This is a genomic window from Ruminiclostridium cellobioparum DSM 1351 = ATCC 15832, assembly GCF_000621505.1.
In the GTDB taxonomy this organism is placed as follows: domain Bacteria; phylum Bacillota; class Clostridia; order Acetivibrionales; family DSM-1351; genus Ruminiclostridium; species Ruminiclostridium cellobioparum.
This window is the reverse complement of sequence record NZ_JHYD01000038.1, coordinates 22,086-42,301: the sequence shown is the minus strand read 5'-3', so window position 1 is coordinate 42,301 and position 20,216 is coordinate 22,086. Positions and strand designations below refer to the sequence as shown.

Below are 20,216 nucleotides of genomic sequence, written 5' to 3'. Positions count from 1 at the left end.
CACTGCCGCCCTCCCCCCGTTCCTGATTTAAAGTTACTATCCTTTTACAGCCCCTAATGTTAACCCGCTTACAAAATACTTCTGTGCAGCGAAGAAAATTATTAAACTCGGCAATGTTACTACCGTGATTACACATGCAATCAGGTGTGTATCCGTCAGATTCATTCTCATTTGACTCTGCATTATGCTTACACCGACTGAAATTGTATACTTCTTTATATCGCTTAAGAAGATCAAAGGAGTGAAAAAATCTCCCCATGCTGCAATAAAACACATAACACCCACTGCAATAACCGATGGTTTGGCCAGAGGAACAATGATCCTGAAAAGGATGCCTACAGGTGAAGCTCCGTCAATAGTTGCCGCTTCGTCAAGCTCTTTGGGAATTCCCATGATAAACTGCCTCAACAGGAATATGTATACGGCAAATCCAAAGAAGGGCGGTACGATTATAGGCAGGAAAGTGTTATACCAGTTAAAAACCTTATATACCATAAACAGTGGGACCAGCGTACTGTGAACCGGAATAAGCATGGTTGAGAGTATCAGCATGAACCAGATGTTTTTTCCTCTTCCGTTAAACCTGGCAAAACCGTATGCAATGAGCAGGCCCGAAAGAACATTGCCTATAACTACCATCATTGTGGTAAATACAGTGTTTTTAAGCCATAGAAAAACCGGCCATATATCAGCATTTTTTACAAAGGCGTAATAATAGTTTTTCCATTGTGGTACTTTAGGGAAAAACTTTTGTGGGTACTCAGTGGTCTCCAAAAAAGTTTTTAAAGATGTTGATACTATCTGCCAAAAGGGTAAAATGAATAAAAACGAAATTAGTAAAAGCGCCAGATAAATTAATATTTTTCCTATTATTTTTTTGTATTTGTTATAATTATTCAAGTTATTCTCCTCCTTCATAGTGCACCCAGGAATTGGATGATTTCATTACAAGGAAGGTCAGTATCAATGTAACAATGAATAAGACTACCGATTGAGCCGAGGCATAACCGAACTTTCCGAACTGGAAGGCATCCCTGTAGAGCTTGTAAACATAGAAATATGTAGCCTGGTCGGGTCCCCCGTTTGTAATTACGTATGCCGGTGTAAATATCTGCATTTGGGCAATACACTGCAGAATAAAGTTGTACAGTATGGTCGGAGTCAGCATTGGCAGTGTAACAGACCAGAACCTTTGAAACGAATTGGCCCCGTCAACATATGCAGCCTCGAAATAAGTCTCGGAGATACCCTGAAGCCCCATAAGAAATATGATCATTGTCTGGCCCACACCCCAGGCACCTATGATTATAAAGGTCAGTTTGGCCATACCAGGTTCACCCAGCCAGTCTATGCCCTCAATTCCCACCAGGCTCAGCACTCTGTTTAACAGACCATACCTGGTGTTGAATATGAAAAACATGGATACTGCCGTGGCCACCCCCGGCAATATGGTGGGAATATAAAAAATAGTTCTGAAAAGTCCCAGGGCTTTTATTTTTGTATTCAGCAGCATGGCCAGTATCAGCGCAGCCAGCATATTTATGGGCACTCCCAGTATCACCATGTATACGGTGTTAAATATTGCTTTCCTGTATTCCTTATCCCCGAAAAGTTTGATATAGTTCTCAATTCCAACAAAAATATTGTTCATTCCATTTGTTTTAAAGGTACTCAGTACAAAGGTATATACGATTGGGATCAGCCAAAAGAACAGAAATCCTAAAATACCGGGAAGAATAAACAAATACATGTACATCTCATTTCTTTTTTCCTGCCTCATTTTTATCAAAGCCTTCCACCCCCTTATTGACACCTGCGGTTTTATTTGTATTCTGATATGGAGACAAGCCTGTTTTCCTTTATGGATTTTTCTGCTGCCAGGGCAATAAGCAGTGCGTCCTCAGTCTGCTCTATGCTTGCAATAGGTTGTTTCCCATGAGTGATGCAATCAATAAATTCAAGTCTTTGAGTCTGGCAGCCGATATGACCAAAACCGTTGTTGTCCGATATTATATCCGGATTATATTCAACCCTGTCGTTAAATTCACCGCCATAAATTCCAAAGCATTCATCACGCCTTGCTATCAATTGTTTACCATTATCTCCAATAAAGCCGATTTCCAGTCCGTCACCCGAGTTGTTCTGCGGTTTCAGATACATACAGAGTCCCAGCTGGGCTTTTGCTCCATTTTCATATTCAATGGACACCAGGGCATGATCAACAATACTTACATTGCTGATTATTTTGGGCTCTTTTATCGAATAGCTGCAATCTATGAGATTGTCCTGCCCATTCTTATATACATGCTGTCCGCCCATGGCAAAAACTTTTTTCGGCTTTGAGCCTATCATCCAGTTAAATATGTCAAAATGGTGGCAATCCTTCTCAACTATTGTTCCTCCGGATTTGGTTTCATCATAAAACCACTCCTCCTGGGGAAAGCATTGGCGATACTCCTTGCACCACGCCATCATTACATTTCCAAGCTCGTTTTGTTCATTGAGTTTTTTTCCGATTGTTCTGTAGAGATTTGAGTATCTATAGACAAGTCCCACCTGAATGATTGACCTACTGCTTTTCTTTGCCCCGACTATCCTCTTATAGCCCTCATAGTTTATTGCAACAGGCTTCTCAAGGAATATATTTTTTTGACGTTTGATACATTCAATAGCCAGTTCTTCATGAAGATATCCGGGTACTGCAATAACCACCGCATCCAGTTCTTCCTTGTCCAGCATTTCAATATAATCGGTATATTGCCTTGCATTACTGCCCTTGACAGCATCCAGCGCCCTGTTGACAGCAGCCTGCTCCCTGTCACAGACAGCCGTTACCTGAGCCTCTTTTAATGCACTGAAACCGTTAAAGTGACCCATTCCCATATCACCCAAACCGATGATTGCAATTTTTGCCTTTTCCATTAATTATCCCCCGCTTGTAATCTAAAGTTTACTTTTTTGTTTACTAAAATGTTTATGTAACGTAAACAGCTGCAACGTTTTAGTAAATTTCTATCTATATTTATCTGATCAGAATAGGTATAAAAAGCAATAATTGTACAACTATCACAAAAGTATATGAATTTATTAATATAATTTACGTTAAAATGTCCAAAGAACAAATTATTTCGCCTGTACTGCGGACACGTAAACTATTTATTTTGTTTACCAAACATGTTATGAACTAATTTTACCACCTGAAATCTATTTTGTAAATACTTAAATACTTTTTAATAATAGGTTTGGTTTTACGTAACAAAAGCAATGTTTATTGACTTGTTTAGGGAATTTGTTTACTAACGTTTACTGCCATGTTATACTATATTCAAACAAGTTTTACTGAATTTTATTGAACAAATTTCATTATAATTTGCAGCCGCTATGCGGCTCAAAGCCATCACATGGCTTAGGAGGTTAATATGGCTACAATCAGGGATGTGGCAAAAATGGCCAATGTTTCGACAGCTACCGTATCAAGAATTTTAAATGCCGACAAGACCTACAAGGTGACCAACGAAACCAGGGAACGTGTCTGGCAGGCAGTTAAGGCACTGAACTATGTAAGGAACCAGGGCGGAAAAGAATCCATAAATAGGGTTGATATAAAAAATCCAACGGTTAATAAGGTGAAAATCGGTTGCATCCTGTGCGTAACACGTGAAAAATACACCGATCCTTATTTTATGTCCATTCTGTCGGGTGTGGAATCAAAACTTATAGAGAACGGATACAGCTTATCGGTTATCAGAACAAAAAATGAACTTCAGGATCCTACCGTCCTTTTTAATACCGTAAGTGAATCACTTACCGGTCTCATTATAATGGAAACCCTGAGTGATGAAATATACTCACAGTTAAAGGACAAGGTGGAGTTTATAGTCGGTATAGATACAAAACACCAGGATATTGACAATGTATGCTATGACAGGTTTGCTGCCGCCGAAAAGGCAGTCCAGCACCTTATCGAAAAGGGACATAGGAGAATAGCCTTCATAGGCGGAACCGACGCCATTGATTCCATAAGGAAGGAACAGCGATACAGGGGATACCTCAGCGTACTGGAGGATAATAATATTCCCGAGGATTTAACCATTGTAAAGAACTGTGAATGGGACTCAAAGCTTTGCTATTCAAAGACAATGGAGCTGCTGAACCTTCCTGAAAGGCCCACTGCAATTTTTGCGGCCAGTGACCTTATGGCTATGATATCGGTCAACGCAATATACGAGCACGGCTTAAAAGTCCCTGATGATATTGCAGTAATAGGATTAAGCAATATTGATATGTCCAAATATTCAAATCCTCCACTGAGCACAATTGATGTCCCCACCACCGAAATCGGGGAAATTGCGGCCGAGATTTTAATATCACGCATCAAGGGAGAACAGTCCCTGCCCAAAAAGATCATTTTGCCAACCAGTCTGATAGCCAGAAACTCAACATGATTTGAGAATGGTTTGAGGATGGTTTGCAAATTGGATTTACCCTGTATATGAACAAAAAAAGTAGGTTGTCTCAGTAATTTATATACTAAGTCAGCCTACCAGTTTTTTAATAATATATCATAAATTTCAACTATTATTTTTTATTGGAATAGCATTTGCTGCAATATACAGGTTTGTCCAGATGTGGCTTAAAAGGCACCCTTGTAGTTTGCCCGCACTCAGCACATACTGCGTCATATAACTCTTTTTTTGTTGAATGGTCTCTTTTACTTCTACATGCTTTGCATCTTGTAGGTTCGTTTTGGAAGCCTTTTTCAGCATAGAATTCCTGTTCCCCTGCAGAAAAAATGAACTCCTCACCACATTCCTTGCAAACCAAGGTTTTGTCATTATACATTGTATCGCCCCTCACTTAACAGGTATTTTAATATTTTACATTATATTACATACTTTACCATTATTCAATAACAATTTTTTATGAGAGGCGTAAAACGGTGATTTTATGGGCATTTAAGCAAAAAAAGCCCGCCTGGTAAAAAAGACTGTTACAGCCGGATTACCTGTATAAATTTACAATGCTATGCATTTTATCCCATTTATTTTCCATATCCTCAACCATCTTGAACTGTGTCCTGCATCTGTCCAGATTGTGCTCTTCCCTGTGTATCTTAAAATAAACATCACCGCTGAGATAGTCGGTCAGAAAACGCATACCGCATTCCAGGGTCATTAACTTTGCACTCAAGGGCAAAAGCTCAACTTCGGTATCTGTCAGTACCTCCCGGGTTGCATCCAGATAACCGTTGGTGTATTTCTCAAAAAGTCTCAGGTCCATACATACTTTTGACAGATCCCGTTCATCCTCGTCGGCCGGATTTGTTCCCGAACGTATGGCATCCCCAAAATCGTAGAGGGCCGAACCGGGCATTACGGTATCCAGATCCACTACGCAGATACCCTCTCCTGTTTCATCATCAATCATTACGTTATTGAATTTTGTGTCATTATGGGTAACTCTTACCGGAAGCTTGCCGTTTTGAAGCAATTCAACTATTTTACCGGTTTCTTCTGCCCTTTTGTTCACAAACTCGATTTCTGTCTTTACTTTTGCTGCTCTGCCGAAGGCATCGGCTTTTACAGCCTCTGAAAAAGCCTGGAACCTTTTCCTTGTATTATGGAAATCCGGTATTACTTCATACAGGGAATCGGCTTTAAAATCCTCCAGCAGATTCTGAAACCTGCCGAAAGCATTGCCTGCATTGTACAGGTGCTCCTCATTTTCAACTATCTGATAAGTTCTCGCACCTTCGATAAATTCATATGCCCGCCAGTACTTGTTATCTCCTGTCCTTAAAAAGCTTTTCCCGGTGACTGTATATACCAGATTGAGTGTTTGTCTCCGGTAATCGCCCCCCCTTGATATGAGCTTCTGTTTGAGATGGTTGGTAACCTTCTCAATATTGCTCATGAGCTGTTCAGGATTTTTAAATATATTATTGTTGATTCTCTGCAGTATATACCTGTGCTGCGTACCGTCATTTTTCCTGAAGCTTGCCGCATAGGTATCATTGATGTGGCCGAAGCCATAGGGAACGGCATCTGTGAATTCACCGTCAAACCGGAAGCGGGCAACTATTCCTTTGAAATCAATTTCTGCTTTATCAGGCATTTTTTAAATCCTCCCAGAGGTTTTTCGGATATTTGCGGGAGAGAACCATATCTCCTATGGATTTCTTAACAACAGGCTTATCTTCCTGATAGGTCACCCCGTACCACTTGTCAGGGGTAGAAAGTACTTTGACATCAGCTTTTCCCGATTTGATGAGACTGTCTACAACAGTCGGGAGGAAAAACTCTGCTTTTATAATATTCTCCCTGCTGTTTTTCAGGAATATGGGGAACTGTTCTTCAAGCTCATTGAAAAAGCTGGGATTGAATCCCCAGGTATTCATTGAAACAATGCTTCCCTCAGGTATCAATATCCAATTCCGGTCATCCTCGGTATATTTGGTCTCACTTCCGAATTTCATGATTTTGGTTCTTTCATGGATATCTACAAGATTTCCGGAGGCATCCGCATTGCAAACCCCCCTTGCCACATGTCCGTGCTCGGTCAATGTGTTCTCAAGTATGAAACCTACCATGCAGTATTTATATTTGTCTTCCCGGTCATCATTATTTGACAGGAAATTGTTTAGAAGCCTGTAAGTGTCGGCTCCGTAAAAATCATCTGCATTTATTACGGCAAACGGTGTTTTAACCGCCGATTTTGCACTCAGGACCGCATGTCCCGTCCCCCATGGCTTTACTCTGCCTTCCGGCACTGCAAATCCCGGGGGAACATTGTCAATATTCTGATAGACATATTCAACGTCAATGAGTCCTTCAATTTTTTTACCGATAACTTCACGGAAGGTTTCTTCGATTTCCTCTTTTATTATGAATACTACTTTGCTGAAACCGGCCTTTATTGCGTCATATATTGAATATTCCATTATGATTTCACCGTTGGGCCCAACCGGATCGATCTGCTTCAATCCGCCATACCTGCTCCCCATGCCGGCAGCCATTATTACTAAAGTTGTTTTATTGTTCATCTGCTATTCCTCCTTTGACCTGTGCGGTTGCTTTGGGTAAATAAATATGTTCCTGCAGAAATTCGGTACAACTGTTTATTTGTACCCTTCCGGATTTTGCGACTGCCATCTCCAGGAATCTGCACACATCTCATCAATCCCCTTTTCAGCAACCCAGTTCAATTCAATTCTTGCCCTGTCGGTGCAAGCATAACAGGCTGCTATATCACCGGGCCTTCTTTCAACTATTTTATAGGGGATATCCTTTCCGCAGGCTTTTGAAAACGCCCGGATCATCTGAAGTACACTGTACCCGGTTCCGGTGCCCAGGTTGTATGGCCTGATCCCTATATGATCTTTCGCAAGCTTTTCAATTGCCTTTACATGACCTTTTGCAAGATCCACTACATGTATATAGTCCCTGACTCCGGTACCGTCCGCAGTATCATAGTCATTCCCGAACACCTGCACTTCCCTGTGCTTTCCAACTGCAACCTGCGTTATATACGGAATCAGATTGTTGGGTATTCCGTTGGGATCCTCACCGATTGTACCGCTTATATGGGCACCTATCGGATTAAAATATCTCAAAAGGGCAATATTCCAGGTATTATCGGCAAAATGGAGATCTTTCAATATGTCTTCGATCATAAGTTTAGTTTTACCATAGGGATTGGTTGCCGACAGTGAGAAATCCTCGGATATGGGCACACTGACCGGATCACCGTAAACGGTAGCCGATGAACTGAACACCAGATTTTTCACTCCGTATTTCTGCATCAACTCACATAAAACAAAGGTTCCGGTCAAATTGTTGTGATAATATTTCAAAGGTATCGAAACCGATTCCCCAACCGCCTTTAGGCCGGCAAAATGGATAACGCAATCAATGTTTTCATCAATAAATACTTTTTCAAGGGATTCCCTGTCCAGCAAATCCAGTTTATAAAACTTAACATTCTTACCGGTTATTTTTTTTACCCTTTCAACTGCTGTTTCCTTGCTGTTGCATAAATTGTCTGCGATAATGACCTCGTAACCGGCCATAAGCAGTTCGACACATGTATGAGTGCCTATATACCCGGCTCCGCCGGTAACTAATACTCCCATATTTAACCTCCATGAGCCATTCTATGGCTTTGAGCCGCAATAGCGGCCACAAAAATAATAATGAAATTGTTTACTGTATTTATAGTGTATAATTAATTGAGCAAAATGTATTTATAATTTTTAATCATTTTCTTATAATAAATCATATAAATACCAACTAGTAGTCTGTAACATCTAAAACCTATATTGTCCGGCGAGGAAAATTTAACCGTCGGCAATATATGGATTTAGATGTCACAGACTACTAAATTGCACAGTAAATATTTTATACAATATGGTTGAATAAAACAACCTCACGGTAATAAATCAGACAGGGGCCTATTATGAATCTAATAGAAAATATAAATTACACCAGCATATTAAAATATGGGACCATCGTTTATGGCGGTTTTGACAGCGCAATAAATGATATTGACAATTGCGGCTGCCGGTCCGGCTGTTCCGTTCACCAGGTTACCGTTAATATCAAGGACATATACAGCCTTTACCGGAATGAAGGCAAAGTCGCAATTGATATTGTAAGCGGACTGGCTCTCCTGTACCTGACAGTTTCGCCTGAAGAAAGAGGCTGCTTCTATTTACTGGATAAACCCATTGTATTGAATCCGGGAATTTATTACAGTATAATTTCACTCTACGGAAGCTGCTGCTGTAAGCTGGCCTGCTCCGGCCAGGGAGAAAAAGTCCGGCTGCCAGCTCCCATAGAAGGCCCCCTGGGAATGTCCTCCAAAATAAATATATCCAAAATACATACCCTCTTTTATCAGGAGAAGGAGAAAGGCTTTAATTTCAAGGGTGAAGCCCATGATTTTCTGGAACTCACTTATATAGACAAGGGTAGGATGTATACTTCCATCGACGGCAGCACCCTACAGGTGGGGCAGGGTGAAGTGGTATTCTACGGCCGGGATCAGTTTCATTCCCAATGGTCCGATAATGATCAGACCGTATCTTTTATCACTCTCACATTTGATATGGACCTGTCGGCTCCGGTCCTATTCAATAAAAGCCATGCTGTTGACAATGATATGAAGGCCCTCCTCCAGAAAATCATATTTGAAAGGGAGAATAACTCTTTATATTCCGAAGATTTGATATTGTGCTACCTCAAGGAATTTATCATCAAGCTGGTAAGAAATCTCCTTTTGGAAAAAGTAATTACACAGCAGGACAGTGATATACGGAGCAGGATTGATAATACCATCATTGACAAATGTCTGGATTATATAAATAAACATATTGAAACAAGGGTTTCTGTTCCCGATGTTGCTAGAAGTATTCCTATAAGCCCATCCTATCTTTCACTGATCTTTAAGAAAAAAATGGGCATTACGGTTATTGACTATATAAATAACCTCCGGCTGGAAAAGAGCAAGGACCTGATAAATACAAGCAGCCTCAATTTCTCGCAGATATCCGAAAAACTGGGCTACTCGTCAATTCATTACTTTTCCAGGCAATTCAAGCTGAAGTACGGCATAAGTCCGTCGGAATATGCCCGGTCCATCAAGAGATAACTATTTTTTCAGCTGCTTGAGTATTTCATCAAGCTGGTTTTTATTGTCACACCGCAGCATGGGTTCGAACAGGTCGCCTTTCTGTTCAACCCGCGCCGCAATATTCTTCAGCGTAAACATTTCAGGCCGTATTTTTCCCAGTTCGCTCCATTCAATCGGGGTCGACACCGCAGCGCTTTTCACCGCTCTGGCCGAATATGCCGTGATCATACTCTTCCCATGCCACATCTGCTGCCAGTCAAAGTATAACTTTCCTTCCCTGTTTTTCTTCATTCTCTCAATTGTGACCTTGCTGCTGAGTTTGTGGGTAAAATACTCCGCAAAGAACTCATTGAGCATTCTGGCAGTATCATAATCATACCTTGCCCCTGTGGGGATAAATATCTGAAGGCCGGTTGCGCCGGAAGTTTTTATGAAGGCTTTTATACCAAGGGCCAGCAGGGTTTCATGTATACTTCCAGCTATCTCGGTTACATCGTCAAAGGTGTTGCCCTCATCCGGGTCCAGGTCAAAAACCAGGCTTGACGGGTGGTCGGGCTTTTCATGTACATTAAAGCTGGTATGCAGCTCCAATGCAGCCTGAGTGCACAGCCATACAAGGGTTGCGGCAGAATTCAAAGCGATATAGTTCTTATCGTTGAATTTGACAGTTTTAATCCACTCAGGCGTATTTACAGGCTTCTCCTTCTGAAAAAAGCTTTTGTCACCAATCCCGTGGGGATACCGTATGGAGGTCAGCATCCGGTTTTTGGCATGCCTTACTACGTATGGCGCCAGCTTTGTCATGGTCTCAATAAATTCCAGCTTTGTAACATTGGCCTCGGGCCAATACAGCTTGTCCGGACTTTTAACATTTATTATTTTGCCTTCAATTTCCACCTTAATATCGGTAATTGTCTCCATCAGTCAGTCAACACCTTTCCATCAGCCTCGTCCAGAGGCAAATTAGTGAATCCCAGTATCTTGGGATGCCTGAAATGCCCGTCATTTGACAGTTCCAGAAACCCTACCCAGCAGGTTATTGCCGGTACGGTCCAGGTCAGTTCGGTTCCGGTCATATCAATATCTGTAATTCCATCCGGTTCAAAAGGGCATTCCCTCTGTACCAGTTCATCCCTATACTGCCTGAGCAGCTGCAAGTCCTGGCCTTTCAAGCCCAGTGAAGCCTTTCCCATGTAGAAAAGTTTTGCGCCTGCCCCGGCCCTTATGCCCATCAGGAGCGAATTGGGAAGCTTATCCTTCCACTGAATCCCCCCTATGACACACAGCATTTTCTTTGTAAATTTTGTCTTAAACCATTCTTCATGCTTTTTTCCCGGCAGATAATAACTGTTTAGTTTTTTCGAAACTATACCCTCCATGTTTTCAAGTTTCATATTTTCATAGAGTTCATTTCCATTTTCAAAAACCCGGGATAAAAACACGGTATTGCTGTTCTGTATGACAGGAGCCGCCGCCTCTTCCAGGATATCCTTTCTTTCCTGCAAGGCTGTCCTGGTAAGCTGCCGGCCATTGTACATCAATATATCGAAAAGCATATATTTTACAGGATAATTCCTTAAGTAATACTCAAGGTTGCGTTTATTTTTTACAGTTTCTCTGACAAGAATGTTATGAAAGCTGGGGTGCCCCCGGTTATCCTGAACAACTATTTCTCCGTCCAGCACCATGTCTTTTTCTCCAAGTGCGGTTTCAAGTATATTGAGTTCAGGGTAAAAATCGGTTCTTTCATTTCCTTTCTTTGTATATACCTTCATACTTCCCGATTGAAGGTATATCATTCCACGTATGCCATCCCATTTGATTTCGTGAATATACCCAGGTCCCTGTTTGACTCCGGGAATGCTGACAGGTTCCATAGGGGTTATCCAATTCACGACTTGACAGTTTCCTTTGTTTTTCTTGGCTTTTTCTTAGGTTTTTCTTCTCCGGTATCCTCCGATCCCTCTTGTGTCCCGGACAGATCTGTATTTTCTTTAGATTGGTCCATAGCCTCTGCTTTTTTCCTGCCCCTGGCAGCAGTTTTTTTACCGGTCCCGTCAACAGCTTCGGTATTGTCCTTATTGTCCTTTGACATCTGTATGCTCTGTTTCAAGGCCTCCATCAGGCTGACAATGTTTTCCTTATCCGTTTCCTTCTTAACAACGAAGTCCTTGCCCTCAACCTTTGCATTGATTTTTTCCAGAAGTCTTTCCCGGTAATTGTCATGGTACTTATCCGGGTCAAATGCCGTGGTCAGATTGTCAATCAGCTGAGCAGCCATATCCAGTTCCGCCTCTGTTGTCTGGAGATTTTCAGGCACTCCCGGCACCTGTTTTGAATCCCTTACCTCATCGGGGTAAAATATGGTTTCCAGAACCAGAACATTGTTGTATACCCTGATTACCGCAAGGGATTCACGGTCTCTGATGGTTATTTTTGCAACCGCGATCCTCTTTTTACCGTTGAGTGCCTCCCTTAAAAGAGTATAGGCCTTTCCTCCGGTTTCCTGGGGACCTAAAAAGTAAGTCTTGTCAAAATATATGGGATCGATTTCCTCAAGCTTAACGAAATCCAGTATTTCTACGCTTTTTTCACTTTTTACCTCTATGGATTCAAAATCCTCCTCGGTCAGAATTACAAATTTGCCCGGCTCGTATTCGTAGCCCCTGACTATATCTTCGGGCTGGACATCCTTGTTGCAAGCCGGGCAGGTTTTTTTGTACTTCACCGGTGTATGACATTCCTTATGGATGTATTTGAACCTTATATCCTTGTCCTCGGTGGCCGTAAACATTTTAACAGGTATATTTACCAGTCCGAAGCTTATCGAACCCTTCCATACTGTGTGCATATTAACCTCCATGAGCCGCAATAGCGGCCACAAAATGAACTTCATTGTTGTTATCAGTATTTTTCGTATAAAAAATTTTATTATTCACGTTAATATTTTACTGACGGCCGCTGCATATGCTATAATTTAGTCAAATATAAATTAAATTCATGAGGAGTTATATGAAATGCCTTTTTATGATCTGAAATGTCCCAAATGCGGTAGTGAATTCAATGTTATGGCTAAAATGAGTGAGCGTGAGAATAATCAGATAAATTGTCCCGACTGCGGTAACAATCAATTGGAAACGGTTTTTAAGAGTGTAAATATAATACAGTCCAGAAAATCGGACAGTGCCGACTGCCCCAACAGACATGTGTGCGGAGGCTGCTGCAGCCATTGATATATACACAAAAAAACAAGGTATCTTATTATAGCAGATAACTGCCGGATAATTAAATCCTAATAAGATACCCTGGTATATCTGATAAGGGTGTGTATTTATTCAAGCAATTCAGAATCTATTTCTATATCGGAATTGGTCTTCTGATCCTTTTCAGGGTTTTGTTTAGTCGGATTTTCTTTAGTTGGATTTTCTTTTACAGGGTTTTCCTTTGTGGAATTATTCTTATCCATATTGCTTTTCTCTGTATTACTTTTATTTTCCGTATTGTTCTTATTTATATCGGATTGATTTAAGTTGCCCTTTGATGTACTATCCTCGTCAAGCTTAATTACATCCTGTTCTTCCGGTTGGGAAGTGATCAGATAAGCCGATCTTGGAAAGGCCACATCCAGCTGGTAGCTGCCTTTGAATTCCTTATTGACCTTTCCGTCAATTTTAAACTGGACTGATTTTACATCCTTTAGTTCTGTAAGAGTATTTACAATGGAATACAATGTAAGCTGCTCATTTTTCTTTCCGCCCTTGTGCTTATCTATGAAATCCTTTGACAGATCCACAGTAGCAATGCCTTCTTTTATCGATACATTTGAATGGACTTTGGTCTCCTGGGGAATTGTGGCCTGAAGCAGACTTCCTTTTGCAGGTCCGCTGATAAGCTCTTTAACAAGAACTGTTGCCAGGTTGTCATTTCCTTTTGCCACTTCGGCATTATCTATATATCTGGTTTCAGGTGCAAGTTTACCTTGTTCATTTATAAAATACAGTTTACAGGGAGTTTTATCCTTTAATTCACCGGCTTGATTTTCACCCAGCGAAACACTACTTGCAGGAGTTAATTCATCAATACCCGAGCTTTCATCGGTAGAGCCGCATCCGGCAAACAAAGTCATGGTGATTACACACACTAAGATTAAACTAAATATTTTTCGCATCTTTGACACCTCACATAAAAATGTTAAAGCAAATAATATGAATATTCATCCTTACACAACTATTTCTATGCCCAAGCTTTATCAAGTATTCTACCTTGTCAGATTTTTTTATAATTTTTAATAAAAATATCAAAGTATATGAGAAAGGGACTGTCCCAAAATCAGACAGTCCCCTCTTTAAACTATATATATATTTACTTATTCAGTCCTCTTACATACTCAATCATCTGCCTTGCCGCCACCGCTCCCTGTCCCACTGCGGTGGAAATCTGCTTCAGCCCGCCGGTACAATCTCCTGCCGCATATAAGCCTTTGAGATTGGTTCCCTGTTTTTCATCCACGACTATGGCGTTCTTGCTGGTGATAACCCCCAGCTTTCTGGCAAAATCAATACTCGAAGCCGAATCATATGCCACAAACAATCCGTCCAGCCTCTCTTTGGAGCCATCGTCGAAAACAATATGCTCCACGGAGTCCTTTCCGTCAATGGCTTTAATAATATTGGTATTTATCTTAAACCGTTGAGCTATATTTTTATACTTTTCCGAAAGTTCAAGCTGCCTGCCATTGGTGAAAATAGTAATATCCCCGGTAAGCGGTTCCAGTTCCATGGCCTCGTGTATGACAAAATCCCTGTATCCCAGCAGCCCCACTTTCAGACCCCTGTAAAAGAAACCGTCACAGGTGGTGCAGTAGCTTACACCATTTCCTTCGAATTCACTTATTCTTTCAACCTTAACCTTTGCAATCTGCTGTCCCGTGGCCAGCAGTACGGCCTTGCCCGAATAATTTTCACCGGTGGTATAAACCTCGAAGTATTCCCCTTTTTCAAGGGCAACAACCTCGTTGTTATCAAATTTAACCCCCAATTTCAGAGCCTGTTTTTCCCCCTGCTCAAGAAGATACTTTCCTGAAACAGGTTCCGCAAAACCAAAATAATTCTCTATCCGGTCTGCTTTCAGCAGCACGCTTTTGTCCTGACCGATTACCATTGTCCTGAGTCCGGCTCTGACAGTATAGATAGCGGCAGACAGACCTGCAGGCCCTTTTCCTATAATAATTACATCAAACATGATAACCTCCCGTTGTAATTTGCAGCACTTAAAATTTAAAATGTACATGTACTACTATATAATATACCATCCATATATTTTTTCAAAAATAAAAATTTTAAATGTAACAACTCCCTCTAAAACATCATAGTATGCATTATCTTAAATATTTATGGAGGTAAAGTTATGGGATGTTTTGGTGGAAGTGAAGGTTTTGGATGTGAATGGCTTATAATACTGGCCATAATTTTCTTCTGCTGCTGTAACGATGGATTCGGTTGCTTCTCAGACATATTTGACGATTGCGGAATAGTCTGGCTTGCAATAGTTCTTTTGTTATTATTCCTCTGCAACAGTGACCGTTGTGGCGATGATTGCTAATCAAACTAAGGATCGTCCATAGCAAATGTATTTGAATAGAAGCTTGGGTAATATCCAAGCTTCTATTTCAAATTAACAAAAATTGTTTTTACATAATAAGCTTGTCAGTGTGCATAAACTGTAATAACGACCAAACATTAAATTACATATTGGAGGTATAATATGGGTGAAAATTCATTAAGCAAAAAAATTCAGGAGCTGTTAGGTGATAAAATGGTTCAATCTAAAGTAAATCAAGCAATTGATATGTTGAAAAAAGATAATTCCGATGATTTGGCAAAAAAACTGGAGAAGATTGATAAAAATGAGTTAATGGAAAAAATCAATGAGTTTGACGACGAGAAAATCAAGAACATGAAAATAGACAAGGAAGAAATAAAGAAGAAGATCACCAAAACCGATCTGGATAAACTTGAAAAAATTCTTGGAAAAGACAGCAAGGATATTATGAAAAAAGTTAATGAATATCTGAATTCATAGCTTCAATTTCATCAATGTCTTATGGCAGGTACATAGTGCCCGGCATGGGCACTTTTAAAATTAATTTAACCCCATAAAAAAGTATCGGACAATACTTTTTGTCATACCAAAAGCGCTCAAGGAGCGCTCTTGGACAATTTATTGAGGTCAACATAATTGACTATGCACATGTGGGGGCATGGAGGTTAAGATGAGTGACGACATGGGTGACAAAATCAAGCAAATAGCGGATATGCTGGGGCAGAACTCAAACCCCAATATCCCTGACAATGTCAAGGGTCTGCTCAACATGCTCATGTCCAATACCGGTAACAGTTCTAAAGACGAAGACACACAAGAGGATCCGCCTCAGACATCCAGGAGTAATGAGAATTCAAATTCAAGTTCTAACAGTAATGAAGCAGATGACTTTGCCGATATGGCCAGAAAGATGAAAAAAGCCATGAGCAAGCTCAATGTGGCAAACGACCCGAGAGTAAACCTGCTCAATGCAATCAGGCCATATCTTAATAAAAGCCGGCAAAGGAAGCTTCAAACCTGTTTAAAACTTATGAGAATCGGCAGCCTTACTCAAGTACTGGATGACTCGGAAGAGCGGCCTGTATAAGGAGCACCCTATGAATAACTGGAATTGGAGTGAATGGAATAATGGCTTACAGGAAGCGTTCTTCTAAATCTCGCAGATATAGAAAAACAAATACCCAGAATAACTATCATGTGGAGCAGAACACCACGTCAGCCGAAACTGCTCTTTCAGAAGAACCCATACTGTCCCTGCCTGCCCCGGCAGAAAGTCAGGAACGGAAAAAATCCCAACCTCTGGGCTTTTTGTCCTCACTGTTTGGCGGGGATAAATCCGAGAGATCGGGAAATCCACTATTTACAATTTTTGATTTTGATATTTATCTGGATGATTTACTCCTTGCAGGTTTACTGGTACTTCTGCTGACAGACAAAGTCCAGGACGAAATACTTATTATTGTTCTTCTCTACCTGCTATTGGACATTTTTTAGTGATTAGCCTTTTCAAGCCGGCTTTTTTCACTCAGTTTATGGAAAGTGGAAAATACAAAACATACAATTACTGCAATAAATATGGTTTTAAACACTATATTGACAATCAATAGGACATAACTGGTAACATTGGATATCACCTGGGCGTTTGCCATTGAAAAATTAGCTATAACATATATAACATCAAATAGAACAAGTATAATATCAAAAACAATGTATTTGGACAACAAAGTCCAGAAATCATTGTCTGATATTTTTTTTGCTATCTTAAAATGATTTTTGCTGTTTACAATGGCCGAAGGATACCAAAAGGTTATATACTGTCTGAAAAAAGCGAAACTGAAGAACAAAACAATTATTGTCACTACAAATAACAGTACACCTGCTACGATATTTACTTCCCCGTTCAAGGCATTATCTATAAAAATAGCAGCCGGTATTGAGGCAACAATGACGTAGATAACAAACAGTATAACCGCACTGAGGGTCCACAAATTGACCGAAACCATTCTGAGAAAATATTTCTTCACTCCGGCCAGGAACTCACTTCCCGGCTTTTTTTCCTTGCCCTGGACCGCATTGGTAAGTATATTGAAACAGCCTGAAAGCAGCAGGCCGAATATCAATGCTGCAGCTGCCACTAAAACAGCAAGTGCCATAATGATTTTAACTGCCGTTTGCGGAACAAGTACTGTATCTATAACAAATTGTATTATATTTACATAATCATCAAAGGGGCTTCCGGTTTTAAACATTGTTATGCTATAAAAAAGCATCATCAGCAGATATTCCACAACAGAAAGAACCGTACTGGTTATGATTGTAAGAATAAGTATAGACGGCCTTTTGGCAAGTAAGCGCACAGCATTATTTATAGTTCCCATTGGTCAGGTCCTTCCTTCATATTTCAATTTAATCTCTAAATGTTTTTCCCAGGCACCGTTTAAATAATAAGCAGTATTTTTGATTATGGGAAATCATAACATAAATAATATCACAATTAACCCTTCAAATAAAGTACAGGGATGATAAATCAATATACTCAGTTAATTTCCCTCATACTTAAGGATATTCTCTTCCTTCCGGCGTCTACCTCCATTACCCTCACTTTTACGATATCCCCTACAGCAACCACTTCCATCGGATTCCTGACAAACCTGTCGGCAAGCTGGGAAATGTGAACAAGGCCATCCTGATGGACGCCGATGTCGACAAAAGCACCGAAATCGGCCACATTTCTCACAGTCCCCGTCAGGACCATTCCGGCCTTGAGATCCTCTAAATGCAGTACATCAGTGTGGAGAATGGGCTTGGGCAATTCATCCCTGGGATCCCTTCCAGGCTTCAGCAGTTCATTTACAATGTCTTTTAAAGTCGGCAGGCCGATTCCCAGCTCCTCTGCCACTTTTATCCTTCCGTTCTGTTCCACTTTTTTGTCCAGTTCCCGGAGATTCCTGCCGTTAACATCCGACAGGGTATAGCCCATCTTTTTCAGAAGTTTCTCTGCCGCCGTATATGATTCGGGGTGCACAGAGGTATTGTCCAGAATATTGTCACCATCGGTAATCCTTAAAAAGCCGGCGCACTGTTCAAAGGTCTTATTGCCCAGTTTCTTGACCTTTTTTATTTCATTCCTGCTCTTAAACTTTCCGTTCTCTTCCCTGTACTCAACAAGATTCTTCGCTATAGCCGAAGAAATCCCTGAAATATAGGATAATAATGGTGCCGATGCCGTATTGAGGTCCACACCTACATTATTTACACAGTCCTCAACCACTCCGCCCAAGGACTCGTCCAGCCTTTTTTGGTTCATATCATGCTGGTACTGGCCTACTCCTATGGCCTTCGGATCTATTTTTACCAGTTCGGCAAGAGGGTCCTGCAGCCGCCTTGCAATGGATACCGCACTTCTGAGGGCCACATCAAACTCGGGGAACTCCTCTGCTCCAAGCTTGGAGGCCGAATAAACCGATGCTCCCGCTTCACTGACCACCATGTAATAAACCTTCCGGTCAATTTCCTTAAGCAATTCAACCACAAAAAGCTCGGATTCCTTTGAAGCAGTACCGTTTCCTATTGATATGATATCCACCTTGTGCTTTTCTATCAATTGCTTCAGCTTGGACTTTGCCTCTTCAATTTTGCTCTGGGGAGGTGTCGGGTATATGACGGTTGTTGCAAGAACTTTTCCCGTCTCGTCAACCACAGCGATCTTACAGCCTGTCCTGTAGGCAGGATCAAGGCCCAGAACAACTCTGTCCTTTACCGGAGGCTGGAGAAGAAGATTTCTCAGATTTTCTGCAAATACCTTCATAGCCTGCTCCTGGGCAGTTTCAGTCAATTGGTTTCTAATGTCCCTTTCCAGCGAGGGGAATATAAGCCTGCTGTAGGAATCCTCTACGGCGGCTTCAACATATCCTGCCATTTCAGGATTTGTGTTCTTGACAGTCCTGCCTTTCAAATATGCCAGGCACAGCGCACTGTCAACATCTATTTTTACTTGAAGGAATTCCTCCTTCTCACCTCTGTTCACTGCAAGAATCCTGTGATTTGCAATTTTAGAGACAGGCTCCCTGAAGTCATAATACATCCTGTAAACGGAATCCTCTTCCTTCCTGGCGGCCGATACTATCATCGCATTACGGAATATTGTCTCTCTGAGCGCCTTTCTGTATTCAGCGTTATCGGATACCTCTTCGGCAATGATATCCATGGCTCCCGCAAGGGCTTCCTCCTCAGTGTTTACTCCCTTTTCAGGATCAATGTAGCCTGCTGCTATCCGGAGTACAGGTGTCTTTGAAGGCATCTGGGCAAATATGATTGCAGCCAGGGGTTCAAGCCCCTTTTCCTTGGCCACCGAGGCTCTGGTTTTTCTTTTAACCTTGTAGGGTCTGTATATATCCTCTATTTCCTGAAGAGTGACAGCCCTGTCAAGAGAGAGGGAAAGCTCTTCGGTCAGTTTGCCCTGTTCGTCTATAAGCCTTCTGACATCTTCCCGTCTTTCCTCCAGATTTCTAAGATATAATAAACGCTCGTACAGTTCTCTCAGTACCTGGTCGTTCAATTCTCCGGTCACTTCTTTTCTGTAGCGGGCAATAAAAGGTATGGTATTTCCTTCGTCTACAAGTTTTACAGTATTTTGCACCTGAAAGGGCTTCAGGTTAAATTCCTTTATCAGCTGATCTATAATATCCATCTTACATTCTCCATGTCCAAAAATTTGTAAATCGTATTTTATTATAACATTAATTCTGCTGCCGGTCACAAGAAAATTACTCTAAAAAATAAGAACCGGGGCACACCCCAATTCTTATTTTTTAAATAGAAACATATTCTTATATAATTCTGCTGGTAGGCTTGGGTTTACCGCTGCCGCCCTTCTTTCCGCCGCTGTTGCTGTTTTTGTTTTCTCCCAGCTGATCATTGTCAAAGGACACATCATTATTCTGGTCCTTGTTCGGGTTTTTTGCCATTCAAAACATCCTTTCTAA

The 20,216-nt window shown here is 41.1% G+C and carries 22 protein-coding genes; 7 read left to right on the top strand and 15 right to left on the bottom strand.

All coding sequences use genetic code 11. From position 1 onward, the window contains the following. Positions 1 to 36: 36 nt before the first annotated feature. The 3 genes from T344_RS0114625 to T344_RS0114615 are packed head-to-tail and all read right to left on the bottom strand — an operon-like array spanning position 37 to position 2,922. Entirely contained in the window at positions 37 to 900 is an 864-nt protein-coding gene (locus T344_RS0114625) for a carbohydrate ABC transporter permease (protein WP_051571903.1), read from the bottom strand. Position 901: 1 nt separating this feature from the next. After that, positions 902 to 1,780 (bottom strand): carbohydrate ABC transporter permease, encoded by an 879-nt coding sequence (locus tag T344_RS0114620; protein ID WP_027629332.1) that lies wholly within the window; start codon positions 1,778 to 1,780, stop codon positions 902 to 904. Between the two features lie 41 nt (positions 1,781 to 1,821). Beyond that, positions 1,822 to 2,922: a Gfo/Idh/MocA family protein gene (locus tag T344_RS0114615; protein ID WP_027629331.1), complete on the bottom strand. Its 1,101-nt coding sequence runs from the start codon at positions 2,920 to 2,922 to the stop codon at positions 1,822 to 1,824. 497 nt (positions 2,923 to 3,419) lie between these two features. Here T344_RS0114615 and T344_RS0114610 point away from each other — a divergent pair, with 497 nt between their 5' ends. Then, entirely contained in the window at positions 3,420 to 4,445 is a 1,026-nt protein-coding gene (locus T344_RS0114610; RefSeq protein WP_027629330.1) for a LacI family DNA-binding transcriptional regulator, read from the top strand. Between the two features lie 133 nt (positions 4,446 to 4,578). On the opposite strand, the gene T344_RS0114605 is transcribed toward T344_RS0114610, so the two are convergent. From T344_RS0114605 to galE, 4 genes are all read right to left on the bottom strand, one after another. After that, positions 4,579 to 4,842: a zinc-ribbon domain containing protein gene (locus T344_RS0114605; RefSeq protein WP_004627242.1), complete on the bottom strand. Its 264-nt coding sequence runs from the start codon at positions 4,840 to 4,842 to the stop codon at positions 4,579 to 4,581. A gap of 159 nt (positions 4,843 to 5,001) precedes the next feature. Then, positions 5,002 to 6,114, bottom strand: a complete 1,113-nt coding sequence (locus tag T344_RS0114600; protein ID WP_051571901.1) for a phosphotransferase enzyme family protein — start codon at positions 6,112 to 6,114, stop codon at positions 5,002 to 5,004. Beyond that, positions 6,107 to 7,042 (bottom strand): nucleotidyltransferase family protein, encoded by a 936-nt coding sequence (locus T344_RS0114595; RefSeq protein WP_027629328.1) that lies wholly within the window; start codon positions 7,040 to 7,042, stop codon positions 6,107 to 6,109. Before T344_RS0114595 ends, T344_RS0114600 begins: the two co-directional genes overlap by 8 nt. A gap of 75 nt (positions 7,043 to 7,117) precedes the next feature. After that, complete coding sequence (gene galE, locus T344_RS0114590; protein WP_027629327.1) at positions 7,118 to 8,131, bottom strand: UDP-glucose 4-epimerase GalE; 1,014 nt, start codon at positions 8,129 to 8,131, stop codon at positions 7,118 to 7,120. A 323-nt stretch (positions 8,132 to 8,454) separates the two neighbouring features. Between galE and T344_RS0114585 the strand changes: the two genes are divergently transcribed. Then, a complete protein-coding gene (locus T344_RS0114585) occupies positions 8,455 to 9,648 on the top strand; it encodes a helix-turn-helix domain-containing protein (protein WP_027629326.1) in 1,194 nt (397 codons plus the stop codon). Here the strand turns inward: T344_RS0114585 and ligD are convergent, their stop codons facing one another. Genes ligD through ku form a run of 3 tightly spaced genes read right to left on the bottom strand, consistent with a single transcriptional unit; the run spans position 9,649 to position 12,481 of the window. Further along, the gene (ligD, locus tag T344_RS0114580; protein WP_027629325.1) at positions 9,649 to 10,551 is read right to left on the bottom strand and encodes a non-homologous end-joining DNA ligase; all 903 of its coding nucleotides are present in this window, start codon (positions 10,549 to 10,551) and stop codon (positions 9,649 to 9,651) included. Next, positions 10,551 to 11,525, bottom strand: a complete 975-nt coding sequence (locus tag T344_RS0114575) for an ATP-dependent DNA ligase (protein WP_027629324.1) — start codon at positions 11,523 to 11,525, stop codon at positions 10,551 to 10,553. The genes ligD and T344_RS0114575 overlap by 1 nt, the downstream gene beginning before the upstream one ends. Continuing rightward, positions 11,522 to 12,481, bottom strand: a complete 960-nt coding sequence (ku, locus tag T344_RS0114570) for a non-homologous end joining protein Ku (protein WP_027629323.1) — start codon at positions 12,479 to 12,481, stop codon at positions 11,522 to 11,524. Before ku ends, T344_RS0114575 begins: the two co-directional genes overlap by 4 nt. Positions 12,482 to 12,647: 166 nt before the next feature. Between ku and T344_RS0114565 the strand changes: the two genes are divergently transcribed. Then, entirely contained in the window at positions 12,648 to 12,863 is a 216-nt protein-coding gene (locus tag T344_RS0114565; RefSeq protein ID WP_027629322.1) for an FmdB family zinc ribbon protein, read from the top strand. A gap of 98 nt (positions 12,864 to 12,961) precedes the next feature. Here T344_RS0114565 and T344_RS0114560 read toward each other — a convergent pair whose 3' ends face one another. Next, positions 12,962 to 13,798: a GerMN domain-containing protein gene (locus T344_RS0114560; RefSeq protein WP_027629321.1), complete on the bottom strand. Its 837-nt coding sequence runs from the start codon at positions 13,796 to 13,798 to the stop codon at positions 12,962 to 12,964. Between the two features lie 194 nt (positions 13,799 to 13,992). Beyond that, a complete protein-coding gene (locus T344_RS0114555; RefSeq protein WP_027629320.1) occupies positions 13,993 to 14,871 on the bottom strand; it encodes an NAD(P)/FAD-dependent oxidoreductase in 879 nt (292 codons plus the stop codon). 165 nt (positions 14,872 to 15,036) lie between these two features. On the opposite strand from T344_RS0114555, the gene T344_RS0114550 reads away from it, so the two are divergent. From T344_RS0114550 to T344_RS0114535, 4 genes are all read left to right on the top strand, one after another. After that, entirely contained in the window at positions 15,037 to 15,231 is a 195-nt protein-coding gene (locus tag T344_RS0114550) for a hypothetical protein (RefSeq protein WP_004627199.1), read from the top strand. Positions 15,232 to 15,393: 162 nt separating this feature from the next. Next, positions 15,394 to 15,711 carry a hypothetical protein gene (locus T344_RS0114545; RefSeq protein WP_004627307.1) on the top strand — a complete coding sequence of 106 codons (318 nt, stop codon included), beginning with the start codon at positions 15,394 to 15,396 and terminating at the stop codon, positions 15,709 to 15,711. Between the two features lie 190 nt (positions 15,712 to 15,901). Continuing rightward, a complete protein-coding gene (locus T344_RS0114540; RefSeq protein ID WP_027629319.1) occupies positions 15,902 to 16,318 on the top strand; it encodes a hypothetical protein in 417 nt (138 codons plus the stop codon). A 41-nt stretch (positions 16,319 to 16,359) separates the two neighbouring features. Further along, the gene (locus T344_RS0114535) at positions 16,360 to 16,725 is read left to right on the top strand and encodes a hypothetical protein (protein WP_004627252.1); all 366 of its coding nucleotides are present in this window, start codon (positions 16,360 to 16,362) and stop codon (positions 16,723 to 16,725) included. Here the strand turns inward: T344_RS0114535 and T344_RS0114530 are convergent. The 3 genes from T344_RS0114530 to T344_RS31030 all read right to left on the bottom strand — a co-directional run bounded on the left by T344_RS0114530 (position 16,722) and on the right by T344_RS31030 (position 20,198). Next, complete coding sequence (locus T344_RS0114530) at positions 16,722 to 17,609, bottom strand: hypothetical protein (RefSeq protein WP_004627310.1); 888 nt, start codon at positions 17,607 to 17,609, stop codon at positions 16,722 to 16,724. The genes T344_RS0114535 and T344_RS0114530 overlap by 4 nt on opposite strands. Positions 17,610 to 17,767: 158 nt before the next feature. Then, the gene (locus T344_RS0114525; protein ID WP_027629318.1) at positions 17,768 to 19,921 is read right to left on the bottom strand and encodes a Tex family protein; all 2,154 of its coding nucleotides are present in this window, start codon (positions 19,919 to 19,921) and stop codon (positions 17,768 to 17,770) included. Positions 19,922 to 20,060: 139 nt separating this feature from the next. Continuing rightward, positions 20,061 to 20,198 carry a hypothetical protein gene (locus T344_RS31030; protein WP_004627266.1) on the bottom strand — a complete coding sequence of 46 codons (138 nt, stop codon included), beginning with the start codon at positions 20,196 to 20,198 and terminating at the stop codon, positions 20,061 to 20,063. Between the last annotated feature and the right edge of the window lie 18 nt (positions 20,199 to 20,216).